We start from the raw sequence: 22160 nt of genomic DNA, 5'->3' as shown, positions 1-22160 counted from the left end.
CGCGAGGCTCATGGGCCTCGCGCCGGGGCTTCGGCTGTCCCGGATTACCTCCAGGTGTCGTTGATCGTCGCGGTGCCGCTCGCGGGAGTCGTATAGGTACGGTTGGTGCCGCTCTCCCAGGTGACGTTCCCGCTGCCGTCCTTCTTGATGTACTTGTATTGGATGGCCGTCGAGCCCGGCAGGCTCAGCGTCACGCTCCACGTCGGATAGTTGTCCGGTGAGAGCTGGATGGCGGAGCCGGGGGCCCAGCTCCCGAGCGCGGCGATGCTGCCCACGATGTAGATGTTCTGGCCGACCGCGGTGCTGGCCGTCTCGTTGAAGGTGACGGTGGCGCCGGAGGTGCTGGTGGTGACGCTCAGGGCCGAGCTCAGGGCCGAGACGTTGCCCGCGGTGTCTCGCGCGCGCACGGTGTAGCTGTACGTGGTGCCGAGGCTCAGGCCCGTATCGGTGTAGCTGGCGGAAGGGGGCGAGCCCACGAGGGCGCCATTGCGGTACACGTCATACCCGGCGATGCCGCTGGCGTCCGTGGAGGCCGTCCACGTGAGCGAGACGGAGGTGGCCGTCTTGGACGACACCATCAGTCCCGAGGGCACGCTCGGCGCGGTGGTGTCGGCGGACGGAGCGCCCGCGGTGATGGTGCCAGCGTTGAAGGTGGAGGTCCCCGTGGGGAAGAAGTAGTTGCTGCCGTTGTTGTTGTCCCAGGTGCCGCTGCCGTTGTTGAAGACGCACTCGAGCTGCGTGGCCGCGCCCAGGTTGATGGTGTACTTCGCGTAGCCGGAAACCTCCGAGTCGGGCATGGGGTAGCCCGGAGGGACGGTCCACGTGCCGCCCGCGGGACGGAAGTGGATGTAGGGCGTGGCGAAGCCCTTCTTGTAATAGACGGTGGTGGTGTTGCCGGCGCCGGTGGTGACGGAGAGCGCCGCGCTGGCCGCCGAGGTGTTGCCGGCCGCGTCCCTGGCCTTCACGGTGTAGCTGTACGTGGTGCTCGGAGAGAGCCCGGTGTCCGTGTAGCTCGTGCCCGTGACGGAGGCCACCAGCGAGCCATTGCGGTACACGTCATAGCTGGCGACGCCGTAGTTGTCGGTGGAGGCCGTCCAGAGCAACGCCGCCGAGGAGCTCGTCGTGCCCGACACCGTCAGCCCCGTGGGCGCCGAGGGCGCGGTGGTGTCCGGTGCCAGGGTGGTGACGGAGAGCGCCATGCTGGCCGCCGAGGTGTTGCCGGCCGCGTCCTTCGCCCTCACGGTGTAGCTGTACGCGGTGCTCGGGGTCAGTCCGCTGTCGGTATAGCTCGTGCTGGTGCTCGAGCCCACCTGCGAGCCATTGCGGAAGACGTCGTAACCCGCGACCGCCACGTTGTCCGAGGCCGCGCTCCAGCTGAGCGTCACCGAGCGATCCGTCTTCCTGGACGCCGTCAGGCCCGTGGGCGTGGAGGGCGCGGTGGTGTCCACCCTCAGGAACGGATACGTGCCCTGCACCGAGCCGTTGATGTCCTCGACGTACTTGCCGCCGACCAGGTTGTACCTGCCCGCGCCCACATAGACGGATTGAATCTCGCTCCGGGTGACGTTGCCCCGGCTGTCGGTGGCCTCGATGTAGTAGTCGAGGAGCTGGTCCCGGTAGTTGCCCAGGTAGACGTAATAGAGATCGCCGATCTCCTGCGCGGGCACCTTCGCCATGACGGGCAGGTAGGTGGGCTGCCACGAGACGCCATTGATGACGGGCTTCAAGTCCCTCCGGGTGAGCGGATGGTCCACCCAGGCGCCCACGCGCGAGGTGTCGATGTTGGGCACGCCCGCGGCCTTGAGCGCGGCGGGGTCATACACCTTGTGGGTGTTGTCCAGCGGGTCGATGCTCTTGTGGGTGTGCACGCGGACGCGGGCCTTGATGCTGGTGATGCCGCTCACGTCGTACGCGTAGGTGTAGATCGCGAAGGCATTGCTGAAGTGGTGGAGCGTCCAGCCCTCGGACTTGTCCGTGTTGGCGCTGCCCGGGTTGTAGGGCCAGCGCTGCGGCCACCAGACGGACGGGCCCGTCTTGTCCTGGGCGATGCGGTCCTGCACGAAGGGCTTGGAGAAGTAGAGCGACTGGTTGAAGGAGAGCGTGGGCTTGACGATGTCGTCCTGGTTCTCGTCGTAGTAGCCGAAGCCCGAGTCCATGGCCGGCAGCAGGAAGTACCAGGCCAGCTCCGCGGGGTTGGCGCCGCCCGCCCAGTCGTTGCTCGCATCGCCCTTCACCGGGAAGGACATCATCCACGGGTTGAGCTGGTTGCCCGCGTGGGTCACCTGATTGTCCAGCGTCGTGGTGGGCTTCCAATGGTTGGGGTGCGCGTCGAGCCAGATCTGCTCGGCCGTCTTCGCGTAGTTGAGGGCGGCCTGGAGCAGGGCGAAGTTGCGCTCCAGGTAGTGCCAGCCGTGCTCGAAGGAGACCGTCATGCCCTCCTGCACGCCGCTGAGGTTCGTCTTGGGCGCCAGGTTGAGGCCGGTGGCCGCGTTGAACGCGGGGAACTGGCCCTTCCAGATGCCGAAGGGCAGCTTCCAGTGGTGCCACTGCGGATCGGACGAGGAGTCGCGCGTGTCCACCCACGAGCCGTCCTGCACGTGCACCACGTCGGTGGAGGGGGGCGTGTTGTTGACGAGGTACTCGCTGATGCCCAGACACTGCACGCCCGCGGTGCAGGTGACGCTGCGGCCGTTGTACCAGGTGGTCTCCGAGCCCGCGCGCCCACCCGAGTTGTCGCCGTCATGGGCGATGACGAAGAACTGCTTCTGTGGGACGAGCCCCTCGAAGCTCTTGAGGTTGACGACGTCGACGGTGGCCTCGCCCTCCCAGCCCTCGAGCCAGGAGCCGTTCTGGTTGACGGGGATGCCCACGACGCGTGACTCGGCGCCGGTGGCCGGGTCCACGTAGCGCACCCAGTGCGGCGTGGAGGCGAAGGGGTACTTGTTGCGGATGACCTGCTGCTCGTGCGCCATCTGCATGCTCACCCAGCTGCCCACGTTGCTGGTGTTCTGCAGGTCCGCGCGGTTGGGCGGCGACACCAGCGTGTCGGAGCCCGGATCATTCAGGAAGGGATAGTCCTCGAGCGTGCGCGAGAAGTGGTTGTCTCCGATGACGGACCACTGGATGCCCAGCTTCGCGAGCGTGGGGATGAGGCGCTCGGAGAAGCCGAGCTCCGTGGGGAAGAAGCCCTTGGAGGACTGGAAGTTGCTCCCCAGGAAGTAGGGCTGCGCGAGGGTGGCGCTCTGGTTGATGAGATCCTTGAGGAAGTAGTCCGGTCCCACCAGCGGCCCCATGGTGTGGTGGCCTGTGAAGTGGATGAGATCCAGCGTCCGGTTGCCCGCCGGGGTGCGCAGGGTGTTGTACCGGTCCCTCCAGGAGGCGCCCCAGTGGATGTTGTTGTAGCCGGAGACGTTCTGCAGGGTGTTGAGATCCTGGACGTTGTTCACCACCGCCCCGGACATGGTCACGTGGATCTGCCCGGTGGGGGCGTTGGTGTTCATGTCCGCGGCCACGTTCCCGGGCCAGGACATGTACGCGCCCGTCTTCGCGTGGTGCGAGTAGTACGTGACCAGGTCATCGTGCGGCATCGGCGCGCCCGACGGCAGGTAGTACGTGTAGTTCGACGGAGGGTTCTGCTTCAGGTTGATGACCTGGCCGTCGTACGTGTAACGGATGGCTCCGCCCGTCGGCGTGGACGCGTACTTGCTCACGTCGTAGTACGGCCAGAAGTTGGGCATGTGGTTGTGATAGACATGCGACGCGGCGATCTGCGCTCGCGCTGGCCCGGCTTGCAGCAAGAGCGCCGCCAGGGCGGGCAACAGCAACGACCTCTGTCGATGCACGGGGACTCCTCGGGGGTAGGGGAGGGGAATGCACCGCGCGTATTAGTGGGGCTGATGCGGGGTGTCACTTTTTCCTGGTAAAACGGGGCTTGACGCGGTGCATTCAATGCGTGACGCGGTGCATCGGGAACGAGGAGGTGTCCATGAGAAGACTCTTGATGCTGGCGCTGCTCTCGGTGGTGGCGTGCTCCGAGAAGAAGGGGCAGGGCGGTGAGGCCGTGCAGGACAAGGCCACGGCGGCCCTGGCGAGCAAGGACGAGAAGTGCCCCGGCGGGACGGTGAAGGGGTGCTTCGACGCGGCCGCGGAGGCCGAGCGGAAGGGGGAGGTGGCGCGCGCGGCCGAGCTGTACACGCGCGTATGTGACGCGGGCGTCGCCCGGGCGTGCACCGTGCTGGGCACACTCGTCTGGCAGGGACGTGGCGTGAGCGCGGATCCGGCGCGTGCCTTCTCGCTCTACATGCGCGCGTGTGAGGCCGGCGACGCGGCGGGCTGCTTCAGCGCGGGCATCTGCCACAGGACGGGCGCGTGCGCGGAGAAGAACGACGCCGAGGCCTCGAAGCTCCTCCGGCGCGCCTGCGACGGCGGTGATGCGAGGGCCTGCGCCAACCTGGGTGGTGGCTGAAGGCCCCGGTGGGACTCAGGGCGTGGTCGTGGTCGCCTGGGCCGGCCCGTTGGGCGCGGGCTGCGCCGCCCTGGCGGCGGCTTCGGCTTCGGCCCTGGCCTTGAGCAGGGCCTCCCGCTCGAGCCGGTTCTTCGCCTCGGTCTCGGTCAGCGACTTGATGGTGGCCAGGCCCTTCTCGAAGTCCTTGCCGACCCTTCCGTCCATGTCCACGAAGAGGGAGAAGGCCTTGCCCAGGAAGCCGTTGTGCCCCTCCATGGCCCAGCGGACCGTGACGCCCTCGGCTCCGGGCTGGAACGTGAAGGTGGCGATGTTCGTGGCCGGCCACGGCTCGAGGAGCTCGAGCTGGATGTGGATGGACTCGTAGGGCTTGGAGTCCAGGATGGTCATCTTCCCCCGGCCGGCCTCGTCGTTGCCGGACCAGGCGTAGATGGCTCCGGGGCCCGCGAACGGTCCGTCGAAGGTCCTCTTCATCTTCGGATCGATCTCCTCCCACGGCGACCAGAAGCGCCAGCGGTGGAAGTCGTTCACCAGGCCGAAGGGGAGGTCCACGGGGGCGGCGATGGTGATGGAGCGCTCGAGCCGCCAGGCCGATGGCCGCGAGGCCACCACGGCGGAGAAGCCCACGAGGGCGACGGCGAGCGCGAGGAAGACCCTCTTCAGCATTTCACTCCTCAGCATTCGATGATGTTCACGGCGAGACCACCGCGCGCGGTCTCCTTGTACTTGGTCATCATATCCGCGCCCGTCTGGCGCATCGTCGCGATGACCTTGTCGAGCGACACCTTGTGCTTGCCGTCGCCCTGGAGCGCCAGCCGCGCGGCGTTGATGGCCTTGATGGAGCCCATGGCGTTGCGCTCGATACACGGCACCTGCACGAGCCCGCCGATGGGATCGCACGTGAGTCCCAGGTTGTGCTCCATGCCGATCTCCGCCGCGTTCTCCACCTGCTCGGGCGTGCCGCCCATCACCTCGGCGAGACCCGCCGCCGCCATGGAGCAGGCGACGCCCACCTCGCCCTGGCAGCCCACCTCGGCGCCGGAGATGGAGGCGTTGAGCTTGTAGAGCATGCCGATGCCTCCCGCGGTGAGCAGGAAGCGGATGGCGCCCTCGTCGTCCGCGCCCGGCACGAAGCGCCGGTAGTAGTGGAGCACCGCGGGCACGATGCCGGCCGCGCCGTTGGTGGGCGCCGTCACCACGCGCCCCTGGGCCGCGTTCTCCTCGTTCACCGCGAGCGCGTAGAGGTTCACCCAGTCCATGGCCAGCAGGGGGTCCGCGCCGCGCATGTCCCCCTTGAGCTTGCGGTAGATGCCCGCCGCGCGCCGCTTCACCTTGAGCCCGCCCGGGAGGATGCCCTCGCGCTCGCAGCCGCGCTTCACGCACGCCTGCATGACCTCCCAGATGCGCAGCAGCCCCGCACGCACCTGGGCCTCCGGCCGCAGCGCCTTCTCGTTCTCCATCATCAGCGTGCTGATGCTCAGCCCGTGTTGATGGCAGAGCGCCAGCAGCTCCGCGGCCGTCTTGAAGGGGTAGGGGATGCGCTCGTCCCGGGTCCCCACGCCGAGTGACGAGGTACCGTCGTCGTTCACGACGAAGCCCCCGCCCACCGAGTAGTAGACGCGGGTGAAGGGCTCGCTCCACCCGGCGAGCACCGCGGTGAAGCGCATGCCGTTGGGGTGGCGCGGCAGCGACTGCCGCTTGTGGAAGACGATGTCCTCGGACGGCTTGAACTTCACCAACTGCTGGCCGAGCAGCTTCAGCTTCCCGGTCTCGGTGATGCCCGAGATCCGGGCCGGCACGGCGTCACAGTCGACCTCCTCGGGGCGCTCGCCCTCCAGCCCGAGCAGGACCGCGACGTCACTGCCGTGCCCCTTGCCGGTGTGTCCGAGCGAGCCGAAGAGCTCGACCTTCACGGACTCGACGGCGCCGAGCCCACCCGCCGCGTTCGCGAGGGTCTCCACGAACTGCCGCGCCGCGCGCATCGGTCCGACGGTATGCGAGCTCGAGGGCCCGATACCGATTTTGAACATGTCGAAAACACTGAGTGCCACGAGCCGCCTCCCGCCCTGAGACACGCGAACCTATAACCCAAACAGGGTATGGCGTGTCGCGGCGGCTCCCGGAACGAGGGAGGGGGCTCGCGGCTCGTGTCGTGTTCTAGCTGACGACACGCGTCATGGATGGCGCTCCAACGATTCAGTGGCCCGAGGCGGCCGAGGCGGCGAACTCGTCCTCCGACATCTGCGGCCAGAGGAACGGGAACTTCCACCGGTCGGATCCGCTCGGCTGCTGGGCCTTCACCCGGACGAGCCCCCGCAGGCTCAGGCCCACCAGGGACAACATGCCCAGGGTGATGATGCCGGAGGCGGCGGAGCGCAGCGTCCGAGGCCACATCGCGCGGATTCCCCAGAGACCCACGGGGAGGACATAGATGGGGACGGCGACCAGGCCCGCGAGCACGAGCATGCGCCGCTTGTCGGAAGCTTCAATGGCAGCGTTGGGATTCATAGCTGCCCTAAAGGGTGAGTGCGGCGGGGGCTGACGGGAAGGGGGACTCGTGTGCCGCTTGCATGAATACCCACAGAACGGACGGGCCGGCTCAGTTCCCGCGTCCGCTTCCGAGCCATTCCTTCCGGCGCTGGTCCTGGGTGCGCTTGCGCGCGAGCGCGTCCTCCGTCTGCCGGGGAAGCTCGTCGAGGCGGGTGCGGTGCATCCGGATGCTCAGCTCGTACAGGCCCCGCTCCTGCTCCGGCAGTTGGTCGCCGTACTCCTGGAGCACCTGGCTCGCGAACGCGATGGCGTCCTCCGACACCCTGCGGCGGTGCTCGTAGTACTGGTGGATCTCCTCCTCGCTGGCCGTGTTCGACTGCACCTTGCCGTAGAGCTCGTTCCAGCGCAGTCCTTCCTCGGCGCGCTTCTGGAGGACCTGGGGATCCTTCGTCGGCGCGCTGAGCTCCCAATAGAGGTTGTCGGGCAATCGCTCGCGCAGCTTCGCCAGGTCCACCGGATGACGGCGAGGTGCGTCAGAAGACAGTGTCTCGGAGGCGACGCCGGCATCGGTCGTGACGGCGGCGAGGGCCTGGGGCGGGGCGGGTGTCTCTGGCTCGGGGGGCGGAGAGGCGTCCCGCACGGGCCTCGCGACCTTCTCCGCGCGGGGGGGCGCCTCCTGCGTGGTTGCCTCATGACGCGGTAGGACAAACCACAGCACCGCCAGCAGCGCGATGGCGGCCATCGCCACCAGCCACGGCAGGGTCTTCGACCGGCTATTCGCGCCCATGGTCAACCAGATACCCGGTGCCACACCCGTTTCGCAACGGGCGTTGATGGAAGACACATTGGAGTGTGAGAGACCGATATTTCACGGATTGTGATACTCTCGTTCATCCCACTGAATACCACCTATGGAGGAGTTGGGATGAAGAACCATCTCTTGTTGGGCCTTCTCGTCGCCGCGGCGGTCCCCCCGAGCGCCGCCCGCGCGGAGGTGCTGGTCGACGGTATCGTCGAGGTGCTGGTCGACGGCGGCAACAACTACAACTGGGAGAAGGTCGAGCTGCCGGGAACGAAGTGCGGCAACGGCTCTCAGTACAAGTTCTTCATCACGCGGAGCACCACCGGCTCGAAGAACCTGATGTTCTTCTTCGAGGGTGGCGGTGCGTGCTGGGACTACGACACCTGTAGCGGGCGCGCGGGCCTGCTCGGCGCGGCCAACCCGAACGGCATCACGGACGACTACATGAAGCAGTTCACGGCGAAGTATGTCTCGCCGCTCGTGAACGGCGCCGATCCGGGTCTGCCCTTCCGCAGCCGTAAAGACATCGCGACGAAGGACTGGAACATCGTCTACATGCCCTACTGCACGGGTGACGTGCACGTGGGCAACAACACCGTCACCTATACGGATCCGACGGGGGCGGAGCCGCCGCTCGCCTGGCACCACTCCGGCTATACCAACTCGCTCGCGGCCATCAACTACGCCAAGACGCAGTTCCCGAACGTCCAGAAGCTCCTGGTCACCGGCTTCAGCGCCGGAGGCACCGCCACCTCGTCCTCGTATTACTTCGTGCGGCGCATCATCAATCCGGCGCGCGGATATTTCCTGAACGACTCGGGTCCCATCTACCTCGCGCCGAACGTCAATGATCGCTCGCGCCCGCTCCACGACAAGATCCGCCAATCGTGGAACCTCGACTCGGTGTTCAACCAATTCCCGGCGTCCTTCGACCGCAACAACCTCGGCACCATCAACCGCATGCTGGCGATGGAGTTCCCCAACGACCAGCTGGCCTACACGGCCTACTCGCGCGACTACAACTACTCGCGCTTCTCCTACGAGCGCTTCTACACGCCCAATGATCAGGAGACCGTCCTCCAATACTGGAAGGAGGACCAGGACAAGCTGGTCGCCGAGCTGAAGCTCTACAACAACTACAGCTACTTCATCCCGTACAGCCGGCCCATCAACGCCAGCCATTGCAGCACGATCATCACCTTCATCGGCGCGCACGCCTGCGAGCGGATGGAGAAGAAGCACAACTGGTATGAGTACATCTCCGAGCCGTGGCAGAGCTACAAGTGCTACAGCGAGTTCGTGCCGATGGACGTCTTCCTCCATCGCTTCATCAATGAGAACCAGCGCGTCCGCGTCTACGAGCCGGCGAACGGCTACAACGACGAGGATCCCGGCATGGACATCGTCGCGCCGCTCATCAACGGCGCCCTCGGTGGTTGAGTCCGGCTGACGAGCCAGACAGGGGAGAGAGGAGGCAGCCGGCGAGGCGGTCGGCTGCCTACCGCCCGTAGCCCCCGCTCCTCACGTCGACGAGGCGGCCGTTCTCGAACACCGCCACCTGCATCAGCCGCTGGGGACCGAAGTTGTACGTCCACTCCTCGATCGTCTTCTGGACGACATGCTCGGTGGTGGTGGTGCTCTCGTCCGTCTTCTGCTTCGTCTTCTCGCCCACGGACTCGGTGCGGCTCTCCCTGGCCATCGGCTCTCCGCACTTGAGGAGGACGTCGGACCTGGAGGCCCCATCCGAGACGAGGTTGTTGCCACAGCGGAGCGTGGCCGCGTCACTGGTGGTGGGGAGGAGGAGGAACGAGAAGGTCAGGGTCGCCAGCAGGGCGCGCATCGAGAGGGGCTCCTTCGAGAATCCGTGAGGGGAGCTGCAGGACGTCCGAACCCGGAGGATATTCAATCGCCGAGCCTGATTCCTCGTGGCACCCCGGGCTCAGCGTCCCAGGATGTCCTTGCGCTGGCTCTCGGTGAGGGCCCGGGCCCAGTCCCTGAGCAGCTTGCCCACGTTCAGCTCCTCCAGGGTGTTGTCCAGGTGGTTCAGCACGGCGTCGAAGTGGACATCGGCCAGCTCGCGCTCCACCAGCCGAGCATGGGCCCGGCGCATGTCCCGGCCGGAGTACGTCCTGGGGCCGCCGAAGACCGTGGCCAGGAAGGCCCTCTGCATGGACTCCACGCGCGTCACGTCCACCCCCTCGAAGAAGGGTCTCAAGAGGGGATCTCCCAGTACCTTGCGATAGAAGATGGACACCGCCCTGGAGACCATCTCCTCGCCCCCCAGTTGCTCGTAGAGGCTGTTCGTCTGGTGCACGCGCGCTCCCATTTCAGGCCCCTGGAGGCCCTTGTTGTCGCCGCGGTGGATTCTAGTTTGGAATGGGGTGGAACGGTGGAACGGCATCGGGAGGACTGCGATGGCGGAGCGGAAAGAGGGCGCGAGGTTGATGGTGTATGACCGCACCTGCGGCGGGCCCTGGGGTCTTCCGGGTCTCACCTTCTCGTGGCGTGTCGGAGGCGTGCTGTATCGTGCGCTCGGCCGGCTCGATGCCTGGAAGGGCGTGGCGAGCTGGGACGAAGCGCTCGATTGGCTGCTCGAGCGCTCACGCGAGGAGCGCATCGCGGAGATCCAGTTCTGGGGTCACGGCAACTGGGGCTGTGCGCTCATCAGTCGTGTGCCGCTGGATGTCCGGGCGCTCGCGCCGGGTCACCCCCTGCACGAGCGTCTGGCTGCGTTGCGCGAGCGCCTCGTGCCGGGTGGGGAGGCGCTCTGGTGGTTCCGCACCTGCGAGACCTTCGGGACGGCCCGGGGGCATGCCTTCGCGCGGGCGTGGACGCGCTTCTTCGGCTGTCGTGCCGCGGGGCACACCCATGTCATTGGCCCGTGGCAGAGCGGGCTCCACTCGCTGCGTCCCGGAGAGGAGCCCCACTGGCCGGTGGACGAGGGGGTGCCACCCGAGGAGCGTTCGGGCACGAGGCACGCGCTGTGGTCGGGGCCTCGCGTGCCCAACACCATCACCTGTCTGCATGGTCGGGTACCGCCGGGTTTCTGATCCTCCGGGGATGAGGGCCTTGCCTGGCTCCGCCCCCTCTGCGACGGTGCGCCGCCATGACGACACGACCCTTTCGCATCCTGGGCCTCCAGCAGGTGGCCATCGGCGGACCGGACAAGGCGCCCCTGCGCAAGCTCTGGGTGGACGTGCTGGGCCTCGAGCCCCACGGCACCTACCGCAGCGAGCGCGAGAACGTCGACGAGGACATCGTCGTGGCGGGAGTCGGCCCCTTCCGCGTGGAGGTGGACCTGATGCAGCCGGTGGACCCGAACGGGAAGCCGCGCGTGCACGAGCCCGCGCTCAACCACCTGGGGCTGTGGGTGGATGATCTGCGCGCGGCGGTGACGTGGCTGGAGGGGCAGGGCGTGCGGTTCGCTCCCGGTGGCATCCGCAAGGGCGCGGCCGGCTTCGATGTGACATTCATCCACCCCAAGGGCAACGAGCAGTTCCCACTCGGGGGCGAGGGCGTGCTCATCGAGCTGGTGCAGGCCCCGCCCGAGGTCATCTCCGCCTTCGATACGCTCGCGAAGGCCGCTGCTCACAAGCCGTAGGACTCCAGCAGCCGGAGCCACACCTCGCTGACGGTGGGGAAGGCCGGCACCGCGTGCCAGAGTCTGTCGAGCGGTACCTCGCCGGCCACCGCGATGGTGGCCGCGTGCAGCAGCTCGCCCACTCCGGGGCCCACGAAGGTGGCTCCGAGGAGGATGCGCCGCCGCTCGTCCACCACCAGCTGCACCGCCCCGTTCAGGCCCTCGCCGAGCAGGGCCGTGCCCGCCACCGAGTCCAGGCCCACCCGCACCGTGCGCACCGGCAGTCCCCGCTCGCGCGCCTCCGCTTCGGTGAGTCCCACCGAGGCCACCTGCGGGTGCGTGAAGAGCACCTGGGGTGTTGCCTTCGCGTCCGCCCAGGCCTCCACCTGCTTGCCCAGGATGTGATCTCCCGCCAGCCGCGCCTGGTACTTCCCCATGTGCGTGAGCAGGTTGCGCCCGTTCACGTCCCCGCACGCGTACAGCCAGCCGTCCTTCACGCCGTTGGCGCGGAGCTGGTCATCCACCTCCACGGGCTTGCCCGGGGTCAGCCCCACCGTCTCCACTCCCAGGTCGTTCGTCCGGGCCTCGCGCCCCATCGCCACCAGGAGCTCGTCCGCGCGGAGGGTTTCTCCGGTGGAGAGCGTCACCGTCACCTCGCCCCGTCCCTCCGGGCGGTGGACGCGCGTCACCTGGGTGCCCGTGCGCACCGTGATGCCACTCTCGCGCAGGGCCTTCTCCAGCAGCTCGCGGGCGAAGGGCTCCAGGCGTCCGAGGATGTGCTCGCCGCGTTGGACCAGCGTCACCTCCTGGGCGCCCAGCTCGCGCCAGGCCTGGCTCAACTCCACCGCCACCGCGCCGCCCCCCAGGACCACCAGCCGCCGGGGGACGTGCCTGGCCGCGGTGCCCTCTCGGTTCGTCCAGGGCTTCGCCTCGCGCAGCCCGGGGATGTCCGGAAGGCGCGGGCCGCTGCCCGTGGCCAGCACCACCGCCCGGCGTGCCGTCAGCTCGCGTGTCCCTCCGTCAGGCAGCGTGACTCGCACCGCGCGAGGGCCCGTGAGCCGGCCGTGTCCTCGCACCACCTCCAGCTTCGCGCCTCGCGCCCATTCGGCCTGGGAGCTGTCGTCGTAGCCCTGGACCATCTGATCCCGGTGCGCGAGCACCTTGGAGGCGTCGAGCTGTCCCTTCACCGCCTCGCGAGCACCGGGCGAGTGCCGGGCCAGCCACAACACCTCCGGAGGCCGCAGCAGCGCCTTGCTGGGGATGCAGGCCCAGAAGGAGCACTCTCCGCCGAACCGCTCCACCTCCACGATGGCCGTCGAGAGTCCTCCTCCGGCGGTCCTCGCCGCCACGTTCTCTCCCGTGGGGCCTCCTCCGATGACCACGACATCGAATGCATCCGCCATGTGCCCTCTCCGTGTGTCGAGTCCCAGGGGGGCGTAGGGGAGCACGAGCGGTGGCTTCACGCGGCGCGCGATGGAGCTTCCATCCGAAACATGTCACTCGGAGTGCCGTGGTTGTTGGGAGGGCTGCGTTGCCTGACGTCTCCACGCGGCGGGCGTGAGGCCGTGCGCGCGCCGGAAGAGGCGGATGAAGTGCGTCACGTCCGCGTAGCCCACGCGCTCGGCGATGATGTCCACCCGTTCATCCGTCCCCTGGAGCCGCCGCCGGGCCTCGGCCATGCGGTACTCGAGAATCCACTGTCCCACCGTACGGCCCGTCTCCTTGCGAACCACGCTCGCCACGTGCGTGGGCGAGCGCCCGACGGCGCGTGCGACCTGAGCGAGTGACAGCGGCTCGAGGGCGTTCGTCTCGATGTACGTGAGCGCCTGGCGGGCGATTCCCTGGCCCGCGGGGTCAGGTGTGGCCTCGGGGCCGCTCATCCGCTCCAGTTCGATCAGCACCAGGCGGAGCAGGGCACTCACGGCCTCGTCGCGGGACCGCTCGTTGCCGGAGAGCTCCTGCTCGATGAGGCGCATCCACCCTTCGAGGCGCTGGCGTTGAGCGGCGTTCGGGCGGAGGACCGGGTGGCATCCGCTCCGGACCCGCAGCAAGGGACCCAGCCGCAGGCCCGTGTGGCTCCCCCAGCTCGGGTCCTCATGAGGAAAGGCCTCGGGGTGGAATGAGAGCCCCCAGCCTTCCATGTCCTCGAAGTGCGCCGAGCCGTGTGCATCCCCGGGGGGAATGATGTGAACGTCTCCCGCGCGCAGCACCAGATCGCCGGAGTGCCGTACCCTCGTCAGGCCTCGCGTCACGAGGAAGATGACCGCGTACGAATGGACGAAGGTTCCAGGCCGGGCGGGACGACGCTCACCGCTGAAGCGTTGCACCCATACCGGGAACTGGTGACGTTCGAACTCCTCACGCGCTAGCGCCGGCGTCTTCTCTCCGGGCGGGGTCTTCGTCTTCGTCATCGTCTCCTTCGTAGCGGCAAGCATGGCAGGGGCTCAACCTTCGGACGGAAATCCCGCGCTCGCGTTCTCCAGGTTGAGGGCATGGTTGAGCATCGCCGCGGCCTGGAACCCCGCCGACGCCGCGACGATCGCTGACTGGAGGCGGGTCGTGAGGTCGCCCGCCGCGTGGATTCCTGGAGTGGAGGTCTCCATGTGCTCGTTGATGCGGACGAAGCCCTGCTCATCGAGGGCGAGGCCGAGCCGCTGGACCAGCTCCGTCTGGCGCTGGTGCGGATGGGCGAAGAGCACCTCGCGGGACAGCCGGGTTCCATCCTCCAACTCCACCGCTTCGAGGTGGTCCCCGTGGGGAACGAGTCGGCGGATCCTCCGGGGCTCGAGCCGGACGCCGGCGCGCTCGAGCCGCTGGCGCTGCTCGGCGGGCACCTCCAGGCTTCCCTGGGTGAAGGCGACCACGTCCCGTGACCAACCCGTGAGGAACAGGCTGAAGTCGAGGAGCATTGCACTCGTCGCGAGCACCCCGAACGCCCGATCGCGGACCTCCCAGCCATGGCAGTACGGGCACGCGAAGATGCTCCTGCCCCACAGCTCGCGATAGCCGGGCAGGTCCGGGAGCTCATCGACCAGGCCCGTCGTGAGCAGCACACGGCGGCACTCCACCACGTCACCTCCCGCGAGGACGACCCGGAAGCCCGAGGCGATGCGCTCCACGGAGGAGATCGCCACGTCACGGACCTCGACTCCTCCGTAGGGCTGGAGCTGCTCACGGGCGATTCGCCGGAACTCCATCGGGGGCGTCCCATCGCGGGTGACGAAGCCATGGAGCTGCTCCGCCATGAGGTTCCGGCGGGTTCCCCCGTCGCAGAGGAGAACCTTCTTCCGGGCGCGCCCGAGCACCAGCGCCGCGTTCAGGCCCGCCGGGCCACCACCGATGATCACCACGTCCTTCCGCTTCGAATCCGTCACCTTTTCGTCCTCCGGTGCTCAACGGATAAACGCGGGCACACCGTGGCGGCAGGGCGGGTTGTCGTGCGGAATCGGCGGATCTTCCGGTGGTCAGTGTTGGGACGGCTCGATGTTCCCCGCGGTGAACCGGCGCAGGTCCGCGCGCAGCACCTCGTTGAAGCGGAACGGCTCCGGGCAGTTCCGTGTCTCGCAGACGGCCAGGTAGTCGTTGAAGAACGCGAGCGGTCCCCGGGCCGGATAGCTCCGCAGCCGCTCGGGGCCCAGGGCCTCCTCCATCGTCCGGGCCATCTGGGCACCCACGCGGATGAAGAGCCAGTCCTCGCTCGGCCCGTGGGCGGTGAGGATGCGCTCGCGCGTGGCCTTCGGATCGCGCGCGATGGCGGTCCGATCGAGCAGCCGCGTCACCTGCTCGAAGGCCTCGGGGAGCCCACCCGTTCCGGGCAGTTTCCCAGGACCTCGCGTGGCCCACAGGTGGTACGCGAGCCCGTAGCCGAAGACACGTCCCAGCCCCTCGTTCACCACCGCGTCCACCGCGTCCTGACGGCGCGCGTTCAGCCGGGAGCCCTCGTCCTCGAGCAGCAGCGCGATGATGCCGTAGGCGATGCGCCGCAGCGAGGCGGCCTGTCCCTCCACGTTGCTCGCGAGCGCGATGGCCACGTCCTCCCCGGGGAGCAGCAGGAGCAGCGTCGACGTCTCCGGCTGGGCCCCCGCGTGGGCCACCACGTAGTGGCCCCGGAGCGGCCAGGTCGCGAAACCCATGCCGTAGTCGGTGAGCCGCCCATCGCGGGTGCTCATCGAGGTCTGCATCAGCCCCGTGCTCGCGCGAGACACCAGCCGGTAGTCGAGCAGCGCTCCTCCGTAGTCGAGCAGATCCTCGATGGACGCGCGGGTGCCTCCGCCAGCGAAGCGGCCGGAGACGTCGACGACCTTGGAGGGCACGAGCTGCCCGTCCCGGAGGCGGTAGCCCACGGCGTGGTGCCCGTCACGTGTGCGGCGATCGTCCAGTGCCGCGTGCTCCATTCCGGCGGGAGCGAAGACGTGCTCCCGGAGGTACTCCCCATAGCTCCGCCCCGAGACGGCCTCGATGGCGGCGCCGAGCAGGTTGTAGGCCCAGGTGCTGTAGATGAACCGGGTGCCGGGCTCGGCCTCCAACTCGTAGCCCGCGACGAGGGCGAGCGAGCCCGCGGTGTCGAGCGGGCCGGTGTCATGGCTCGGGCCGAAGCGGCCGTAGTTCGTCACGCCACCCAGGTGCCCGAGCAGTTGCCGCACCGTCACCGGCCAGCGCTTCTCCGGCCAGGAGGGCACCAGCGTGCGGATGTCGGCGTCCAGGTCGATGCGGCCCCGCTCCACGAGCTGCATCACGGCCACCGCGGTGAATGTCTTCGTGATGGAGGCCATCCGCCAGGTGGTCCTCGGCGTCGCTGGGAGTCCGCGGGCCTTGTCGCGCGAGCCGTAGGTGCCCACCCAGCGCCGCTCTCCCCACCGCACGCCCACCGCGAGGCCCACGTGCGGCCCCCGGGCGAGCTCCGCGCGCACGAGCGCATCCATCGCCCGTTGCACGTCCTCGGCGAAGGGGACCGCCACGGCCGATGCCGGGACGTGGGGCCGCTCGCACACCGGTACGCCCCGGGGCGCCGCCCACACTGTGAGGCCGAGTAGGAGCAACGGCGGCAACAACCCCTTCACCGGGCGTTCCTCCGGGGCTCGTTCCCGGTGTGGGTCTCTTCGGCTCGGGTGTGGTGATTCATGTCGCGCGGCGCTGGCGGCGCCCACCGTAACCGGATTTCGACCGGTCCGAGCGCCTGTGGAAGGAAAGGACAACTCAGGGCGTGGGCTGCCCCTTTTTTCCACACCCTCCAGGAGCCCTCAGAGGGGTGTTGGAAATGGAACGGGTCTTGCTGCTGCGTGGTGGGTTTTACCACCCAGGTCCTTTGGACCCAAAGTTCCTCATCCCGACATCCCTGCGCTCGCCCCCCCGGCGAGTGGGAGGCACATTCATCATGAAGAGGCTGTTCAATCCGTTGATGGCCGCGTCCGTCGTCATGCTCGCTTCCGCTTGCGCGAAGGTGGAGCGCATCGAGGTGAAGCCGGCGAAGGTGGAACTGTCCGAGGCGGGCCAGACGGTGGCCCTGTCCGCGCGGGCGCTCACGAAGGATGGCGAGCCCGTGGAGAAGGCGGAGCTCGCGTTTACCACCAGCGACGCGAAGGTCGCGACCGTGGATGCCACCGGCAAGGTGAGCGCGGTGAAGAGTGGCTCGGCCGCCATCTCCATCAAGTCCGGCGAGGTGAGCGCCACGGCCCCCGTCGAGGTGGTCATCCCCTCGGCCATCACCGTCAAGGGCGCGCCCTTCACGCTCACCGGGCTCGGCTCGGAGGCGGTGGTGGAGGCCGAGGTGCAGGATGACGCCGGCCGGCCCGTGAAGGAGGCGAAGCTGGAGTACACCAGCGCCGACGCCAACGTGGTGGAGGTGGACGGCAACCGGCTGATCGCCAAGGCCGTGGGCGCCACGACGGTGACGGCGACCTCGGGCAAGCTGACGCAGGCCATCGAGGTCACCGTGAAGCTGCCGGACGTGGACGCGGTGGCCTTCGAGACGGTGCCCGCCACCCTGAAGGTGGGTGAGAGCGCGACGCTCGCCGCGGTCGCCAAGGGCACGGACGGCGCCGCCATCCAGGGCGTGTCCTTCACCTACACCACCAGCGACGAGAAGATCGCCACCGTGGACGCCACCGGCACGGTGACGGCCGTGAAGGCGGGCGCGGTCACCATCAAGGCCGAGGGCGGCAGCAAGGCCACCGAGGCGAAGCTGACCATCAAGAAGAAGTAGGCGGCACGGCGGTACCTGCCCGGGCTCCGAGTGCCCTCCTGGTGCGCTCGGGGCCCGTGGTGCGTTCGGCTACCGGGCGCGAGCCTGCTTCGCGGCCGTGAACTCGAAGGACACCTCGGCGTCCTGGCCTTCCTTCACCGTCACCTGGGCCGTCTTCGTGCCGAGCGTCTCGTGCCAGGCCTCGAGGGTGTACGTCCCCGGCGGCACGCCCTGGAGATGGAAGGCGCCGTCCTCTCCGGAGGTGGCGAAGTACGGGTGGGGGCTCATCACCACGAAGGCGGTCATCCACGGGTGGATGTCGCACTTGAGGCGGACGATCTCCGCGTCCCCGGGAGGCCGGGCCTCCTTCGTCTTCAGGGGCGGCTGCGTCACGTTGAAGAGCTGCTTGCCCCCGGCCATGCCCCGCACGTTGTGGAGGGTGCTGTCGCTGTTCATCAGCACGAGCGGCTGGCCGATGACGGCACCTTGCACGCGCGGCAGGTAGGTGCACCGGTTCTGGTCCACCACCACCAGGGTGCTCGGCGGCGTCGTGGGCTGGCCGGGCACGTTGCCCTGTACGCGCACCAGGACGTTGGCGAGCTTGCCGTCCTTCACCTGGACGGGCTGATCCACCAAGTCCATGCCGTCACAGTTGGGATCCGTGCCCGGGGTGATGGGGGAGGGGGCGGGAGGCGTTCCCTTGAAGGTCACGAACCCGCGGACGCCACCGCCGCCCTGGGGGGCCTGGGCGGCTTCCTCCTGTTCCTGGGGAAGGGGCGTGTCGGCGGGCAGCGGCGCGGCCTTCACGGTGGCCGGGGCCGGGGCTTGCGCGGGAGCGGGAGCGGGAGCGGCGGCCTCGTCCTTCTTGCAGGCCGTCAGGGCGGTGAGCCCCACGGCTCCGAGCACCGTCAGGCCCAGCGTACGCAGCTTCATCGTGCAGTCTCCTCACACTCCCGGTGAGCAGGGGGGTAGCGCACCTGGGTGGGGATGGTCCACACCTGTCTAACAGAAAAGCGGGCCGGTGGGCCAATGGGGTGGGGTATCGCTCCCAGGAGGTGCTGGGTAGCCCTGCGAGGAGGCGGGCCGGCTTCCACGCTCCGTGTGGGGCGATCAGTGCCGGGGAGCCGGCTTGCGGCGGGAGCGGGTGTCGGCCCCGGCTTCGCGCAGGCGGGTGAGCAGCGACGACAGGTCGCGCTCGAGCAGGGCACAGGACTCGCTGAGGTCCCTCAGGGCCTCGAGGCGGGCGCGGGCGGGGTGCTCACCTTCGCCGAGCAGCCAGAGGCCCTCCTCGACCAGGCCCTTCACGCTGGCGAGCGCGTGGAGGCGGGTGCGCAGGAGGTTCTCCCAGGCATCCTCCCGGAGGCGGTAGCTGTCGCGCCGATCCAACACCGGCACCCGCTCCACGAAGCCGCGCTCCGCGAGCAACCGGGCCATGCTGCTCACCGAGGCCTTGCTGGCACCGAGTCCCCGGGCCATCGCGTCCAGCGAGTCACAGCCGGACTCCGACAGCGCCAGCCACGCCACCATGCGGCCCGCGATGGGCGGCACACCGAGCTGGTGGATGAACCCGCTCAGGGACTCCATCACCTGGGGCAGGGTGCGCATCGTCCAGCTCCCTTCGAATCACATTCGGAATCGGCCGAATGATATTCGGTACGCACCGAATGTGATTCAACCCGGGCCGGATGACATTCGGAGTTTTCTGAACGAACGAAAGGGGCCGGTGGGGCTCAGTTCTGGGGCTCGGTGACGCGCTGCAGGGCCCGCCCGCTGCGGAAGCCACGCCAGCGCACATAGCGGGTGAAGTCGCGCGTGAAGGCCTCCGCGGTCAGCCCGATGGCGCTCTCGAAGGCCTCCGGGAAGTCCTTTCCGCCCTTCATCTCGCCCAGCAGCGCGCGCACGGCCTCCTCCCCGTAGCGTCCCACCAGGAACGAGAAGGCATGGTGCGCCACCCCGTACACGAGGTTCGAATCGGCCCGGTACAGGTCGTCCGGTTTTTGTACCGGATCGCTCCCGGGGAAGCGCTCCAGGTACCGGGCGATCTCCTCCAGGGTCACCCACCGGTACGACTGCTCCGCGGTGAACGAGGCCATGCCCTCGCGGAACCAGAGGGGAATCCGCTTGCGCGACCAGCCGAACCGGTCCGACGCGAGCTGGTACATCAGGCTGTGGGTGAGCTCGTGGAGCATCAGCTCGTTGATTTGAGCCTGGGTCGCCCCGGCCAGTCCCCAGGTGGCGGGCGCCTGGACGAACATGTCGTCGTAGCGGCTCCAGGCGCGCAGCCAGTCGAGGCCGTGTTGCCGGACGGCATGCTCCAGCGCCTGGTGATCGGGCATCACCTTGATGGTGACGGTCTCCCGCAGTTGGCCCCAGCGCTCCAGCCGGGGCAGGGCCTCGTCCACGGCCCGCTGGAGGCGGGCGGCATCCCGGGCGTCCTCGGGGGCGTATTCGATGCGGAACAGGCCGGAGGGGCTCTCCATCGATGCCTCGAGTGTCGCCATCCTGGGCGCGGCGCACCCCACCAGGAGCGTCAGCACCGCCACGGCCACGCGTCCCGCTGCTCCCAGCCCACTGCCCTTGCGCATCTCCACCCTCATTCCACGTTCAACCAGTGCAACACGGTGCGGCCCACGTCCGCCACGGTGGCCAGGGACTCCAATCCAGGCGCTGGCGGACCGAAGTAGAGCACGGGGACGGGGTTGAGGGTGTGTGAACGGGTCGTCAGATCTTCCACGTTCCCATGGTCGCTGCAGATGAGCACCCGGGCCTCGGCCGGCCGGGAGGCGATGACGGCCCGGGCGAAGGCGTCGAAGATCTCCAGGGCCTCGTGGGCGGCGGCGAAGTCCCGGGCGTGCCCGGCCTCGTCCGCCAGGTAGTGCTCGAAGAAGGTGAAGTCCGCCTCGCTGGCCACCCGCCAGAAGACCTCGGCGGCCTCGGCCGGGGTGCGCTGGGGGGCGGACAGGCTCCGGGCCCGCGCCCTCGCCCCGGTGATGTCATGGGTGAGGCCCTCTCCGGCCCGGGCGTCCGCCAGCGTGCGCAGGGGGACGTCGCCGGCGGCGAAGGCCAGCGTGGTGGCGGAGGGCTTCAGGCGCCGCAGGGCGGCCGGGGTGAGGGTGAACTCGGGGGCGCAGGTGGAGGGGCGCCGGTTCAGCTTCAGCGCGTCCAGGTAGGCCACGGGGTAGCTGTTGGCGAAGGTGGCGCGGCGGCCCGCGGCCACCAGGCGCTTGATGATGGAGTGGCGCGCGAGGAGCTCGCGCAGAGGCGCGTCCGGGTAGCCCAGCACGTGCCGGCCGATGAGGACGGGGGCGGGCTGGCCGGTGAGGATGGCCGTCTGATTGGAGGCGGACTGCGGGCGCCCGGTGACGCCGAAGGTGGGGTCCACCGGGAAGCACAAGCCTCCCTCGGGGAGCGGGCGGGCGGGCGCGTCCTGGAAGTGGGACAGGAGGTAGTCGCGGCCCGCGAGCGGATTGTGCTCCGGCTCGTTTCGTCCGATGCCGACACCGTCGATGAAGAGGATCGCGACGCGCATGGTGTCCGACTGTATCCTCACCGCAAGACACTCATGGCCCTCCACGGCGATTTCTCCAGCTTCCCCCTTCCCGAATTGCTCCAGTGGTTGGATAGCTCCCGGAAGACGGGAACGCTCCAGCTCCTTTCCTGGGAAGGAGGCGAGCGGAAGCTCTTCCTGCTCTCGGGCCAGGTGCTGGCGGTGGCCCACGAGGGGCTCTGGGGGCGTGTGGCCCGGGTGCTGTCCCTGGCGAAGCTGGCGGATGGCTCGGCGGTGCTGGCGGCCCTCAAGGCGCTGCCTCCGGGGGGCGAGGACGTGGACGCCGTCCTCCGGGCCCGCAAGGTGGACCCGAAGCTGGTGCGTGAGCTGGTTCGCGAGGAGATGTTCGGCTCCATGGTGGACCAGACGCGCGGAGGCCATGGAGCCTTCCACTGGACGGAGGACCTGGATCGCTCGAACGAGGAGTGGGCACCCTGCGAGATGAGCCTCCGGGAGCTGCTCTTCGAGTCGCTGCGGTGGGTGGATGAGCAGGCGGACGTGGACCGGGTGTTGCCGGGGGATGCTCTGACGGTGCGGGCCCGCGTGCAGCCGAGCCCGCGCCAGCCGCTGATGCACCGCATCCTGCTGTCCATGTGCGCGGGAGGGCAGAACCTGGGGCGGCTGCGGCTGTCGCTGGGCCTGTCGCGCTCCTCCATCACGCGCCGTGTCTTCGAGTTGCTGCGCGCCAAACAGGTGGAGGTGGAGGGGGCACCGGAGGTGGTGGTGGATCCGGTGACGGACATGCTGGAGAAGGGCGCGGTGCTGGTGCGCGAGGGGCAGTACGACGCGGCGGAGCTGGTGTGCTCGTCGCTGCTGGCGAGCGATCCCACGGAGCGGCGGGTGCGCGAGTTCGCGCGGATGGTGCAGAGCGAGCACATGGCGGCGCTCTACACGGAGCTGCCGCCGCTGGCGGTGCCGGTTCTGCGGCCGGATCCGGACGCCCAGTCGCTGCTCAAGCCCGAGGAGCGGCAGGTGGCGGGGCTCGTCAATGGCACCTGGGACGTGTCGACGCTCGTCCTGGCCAGCCCGGTGCGCGAGCTGGAGACGCTGAAGACGCTGGCCAAGCTGGTGCGGATGGGCCTGCTGCTGCTGGGCTGA

Annotated in this window: 21 protein-coding genes; 6 read left to right on the top strand and 15 right to left on the bottom strand. The window is 68.8% G+C overall.

Translation table 11 applies throughout. The features are described from left to right. Positions 1-44 precede the first annotated feature (44 nt). A complete protein-coding gene (locus JQX13_RS49400) occupies positions 45-3842 on the bottom strand; it encodes a carbohydrate binding domain-containing protein (protein ID WP_203406333.1) in 3798 nt (1265 codons plus the stop codon). Between the two features lie 143 nt (positions 3843-3985). On the opposite strand from JQX13_RS49400, the gene JQX13_RS49395 reads away from it, so the two are divergent. Beyond that, positions 3986-4465 carry a tetratricopeptide repeat protein gene (locus JQX13_RS49395; RefSeq protein ID WP_203406332.1) on the top strand — a complete coding sequence of 160 codons (480 nt, stop codon included), beginning with the start codon at positions 3986-3988 and terminating at the stop codon, positions 4463-4465. A 15-nt stretch (positions 4466-4480) separates the two neighbouring features. Here the strand turns inward: JQX13_RS49395 and JQX13_RS49390 are convergent, their stop codons facing one another. The 4 genes from JQX13_RS49390 to JQX13_RS49375 form a co-directional block, all read right to left on the bottom strand. Then, positions 4481-5128: an SRPBCC family protein gene (locus JQX13_RS49390; protein ID WP_203406331.1), complete on the bottom strand. Its 648-nt coding sequence runs from the start codon at positions 5126-5128 to the stop codon at positions 4481-4483. 8 nt (positions 5129-5136) lie between these two features. Beyond that, entirely contained in the window at positions 5137-6513 is a 1377-nt protein-coding gene (locus JQX13_RS49385; RefSeq protein ID WP_275424965.1) for an L-serine ammonia-lyase, read from the bottom strand. A gap of 145 nt (positions 6514-6658) precedes the next feature. Beyond that, positions 6659-6970, bottom strand: coding sequence for a hypothetical protein (locus JQX13_RS49380; protein WP_203406330.1), 312 nt, complete (start codon positions 6968-6970; stop codon positions 6659-6661). A gap of 91 nt (positions 6971-7061) precedes the next feature. Next, positions 7062-7739, bottom strand: a complete 678-nt coding sequence (locus JQX13_RS49375; protein ID WP_203406329.1) for a hypothetical protein — start codon at positions 7737-7739, stop codon at positions 7062-7064. Between the two features lie 138 nt (positions 7740-7877). Here JQX13_RS49375 and JQX13_RS49370 point away from each other — a divergent pair, with 138 nt between their 5' ends. Then, complete coding sequence (locus tag JQX13_RS49370) at positions 7878-9194, top strand: pectin acetylesterase-family hydrolase (protein ID WP_203406328.1); 1317 nt, start codon at positions 7878-7880, stop codon at positions 9192-9194. A gap of 58 nt (positions 9195-9252) precedes the next feature. Here JQX13_RS49370 and JQX13_RS49365 read toward each other — a convergent pair whose 3' ends face one another. Continuing rightward, positions 9253-9594: a DUF2845 domain-containing protein gene (locus tag JQX13_RS49365; RefSeq protein ID WP_203406327.1), complete on the bottom strand. Its 342-nt coding sequence runs from the start codon at positions 9592-9594 to the stop codon at positions 9253-9255. Between the two features lie 99 nt (positions 9595-9693). Continuing rightward, positions 9694-10068, bottom strand: a complete 375-nt coding sequence (locus JQX13_RS49360; protein WP_239014333.1) for a group I truncated hemoglobin — start codon at positions 10066-10068, stop codon at positions 9694-9696. 100 nt (positions 10069-10168) lie between these two features. Between JQX13_RS49360 and JQX13_RS49355 the strand changes: the two genes are divergently transcribed. Beyond that, a complete protein-coding gene (locus JQX13_RS49355; protein WP_239014332.1) occupies positions 10169-10804 on the top strand; it encodes a hypothetical protein in 636 nt (211 codons plus the stop codon). Between the two features lie 56 nt (positions 10805-10860). Then, on the top strand, positions 10861-11355 hold the full coding sequence (locus tag JQX13_RS49350) for a VOC family protein (protein ID WP_203406325.1): 495 nt from the start codon (positions 10861-10863) through the stop codon (positions 11353-11355). Here the strand turns inward: JQX13_RS49350 and JQX13_RS49345 are convergent. From JQX13_RS49345 to JQX13_RS49330, 4 genes are all read right to left on the bottom strand, one after another. Further along, a complete protein-coding gene (locus JQX13_RS49345) occupies positions 11343-12737 on the bottom strand; it encodes a dihydrolipoyl dehydrogenase family protein (RefSeq protein WP_203406324.1) in 1395 nt (464 codons plus the stop codon). The two genes, JQX13_RS49350 and JQX13_RS49345, sit on opposite strands and share 13 nt — an antisense overlap. Positions 12738-12830: 93 nt before the next feature. Continuing rightward, positions 12831-13745, bottom strand: coding sequence for a helix-turn-helix domain-containing protein (locus JQX13_RS49340; RefSeq protein ID WP_203406323.1), 915 nt, complete (start codon positions 13743-13745; stop codon positions 12831-12833). 33 nt (positions 13746-13778) lie between these two features. Next, positions 13779-14708, bottom strand: coding sequence for an NAD(P)/FAD-dependent oxidoreductase (locus JQX13_RS49335; RefSeq protein ID WP_203406322.1), 930 nt, complete (start codon positions 14706-14708; stop codon positions 13779-13781). 90 nt (positions 14709-14798) lie between these two features. Beyond that, positions 14799-16394, bottom strand: coding sequence for a serine hydrolase domain-containing protein (locus JQX13_RS49330; protein ID WP_203406321.1), 1596 nt, complete (start codon positions 16392-16394; stop codon positions 14799-14801). Positions 16395-16708: 314 nt separating this feature from the next. Here JQX13_RS49330 and JQX13_RS49325 point away from each other — a divergent pair, with 314 nt between their 5' ends. After that, a complete protein-coding gene (locus tag JQX13_RS49325) occupies positions 16709-17536 on the top strand; it encodes an Ig-like domain-containing protein (RefSeq protein WP_203406320.1) in 828 nt (275 codons plus the stop codon). 69 nt (positions 17537-17605) lie between these two features. Here JQX13_RS49325 and JQX13_RS49320 read toward each other — a convergent pair whose 3' ends face one another. The 4 genes from JQX13_RS49320 to JQX13_RS49305 form a co-directional block, all read right to left on the bottom strand. Then, the gene (locus JQX13_RS49320; RefSeq protein ID WP_203406319.1) at positions 17606-18448 is read right to left on the bottom strand and encodes a carboxypeptidase regulatory-like domain-containing protein; all 843 of its coding nucleotides are present in this window, start codon (positions 18446-18448) and stop codon (positions 17606-17608) included. 177 nt (positions 18449-18625) lie between these two features. Continuing rightward, entirely contained in the window at positions 18626-19120 is a 495-nt protein-coding gene (locus JQX13_RS49315) for a GbsR/MarR family transcriptional regulator (protein ID WP_203406318.1), read from the bottom strand. 125 nt (positions 19121-19245) lie between these two features. Continuing rightward, positions 19246-20100, bottom strand: coding sequence for a peptidase MA family metallohydrolase (locus tag JQX13_RS49310; protein WP_203406317.1), 855 nt, complete (start codon positions 20098-20100; stop codon positions 19246-19248). 8 nt (positions 20101-20108) lie between these two features. After that, positions 20109-21044: a metalloenzyme gene (locus JQX13_RS49305; protein WP_203406316.1), complete on the bottom strand. Its 936-nt coding sequence runs from the start codon at positions 21042-21044 to the stop codon at positions 20109-20111. A gap of 33 nt (positions 21045-21077) precedes the next feature. Here JQX13_RS49305 and JQX13_RS49300 point away from each other — a divergent pair, with 33 nt between their 5' ends. Beyond that, positions 21078-22160 (top strand): DUF4388 domain-containing protein, encoded by a 1083-nt coding sequence (locus JQX13_RS49300; protein ID WP_203406315.1) that lies wholly within the window; start codon positions 21078-21080, stop codon positions 22158-22160.

The sequence above is a fragment of the Archangium violaceum genome (assembly GCF_016859125.1).
GTDB lineage: Bacteria > Myxococcota > Myxococcia > Myxococcales > Myxococcaceae > Archangium > Archangium violaceum_A.
The sequence above is the reverse complement of the archived record's forward strand: the minus strand, read 5'-3'. Positions and strand labels throughout refer to the sequence as shown.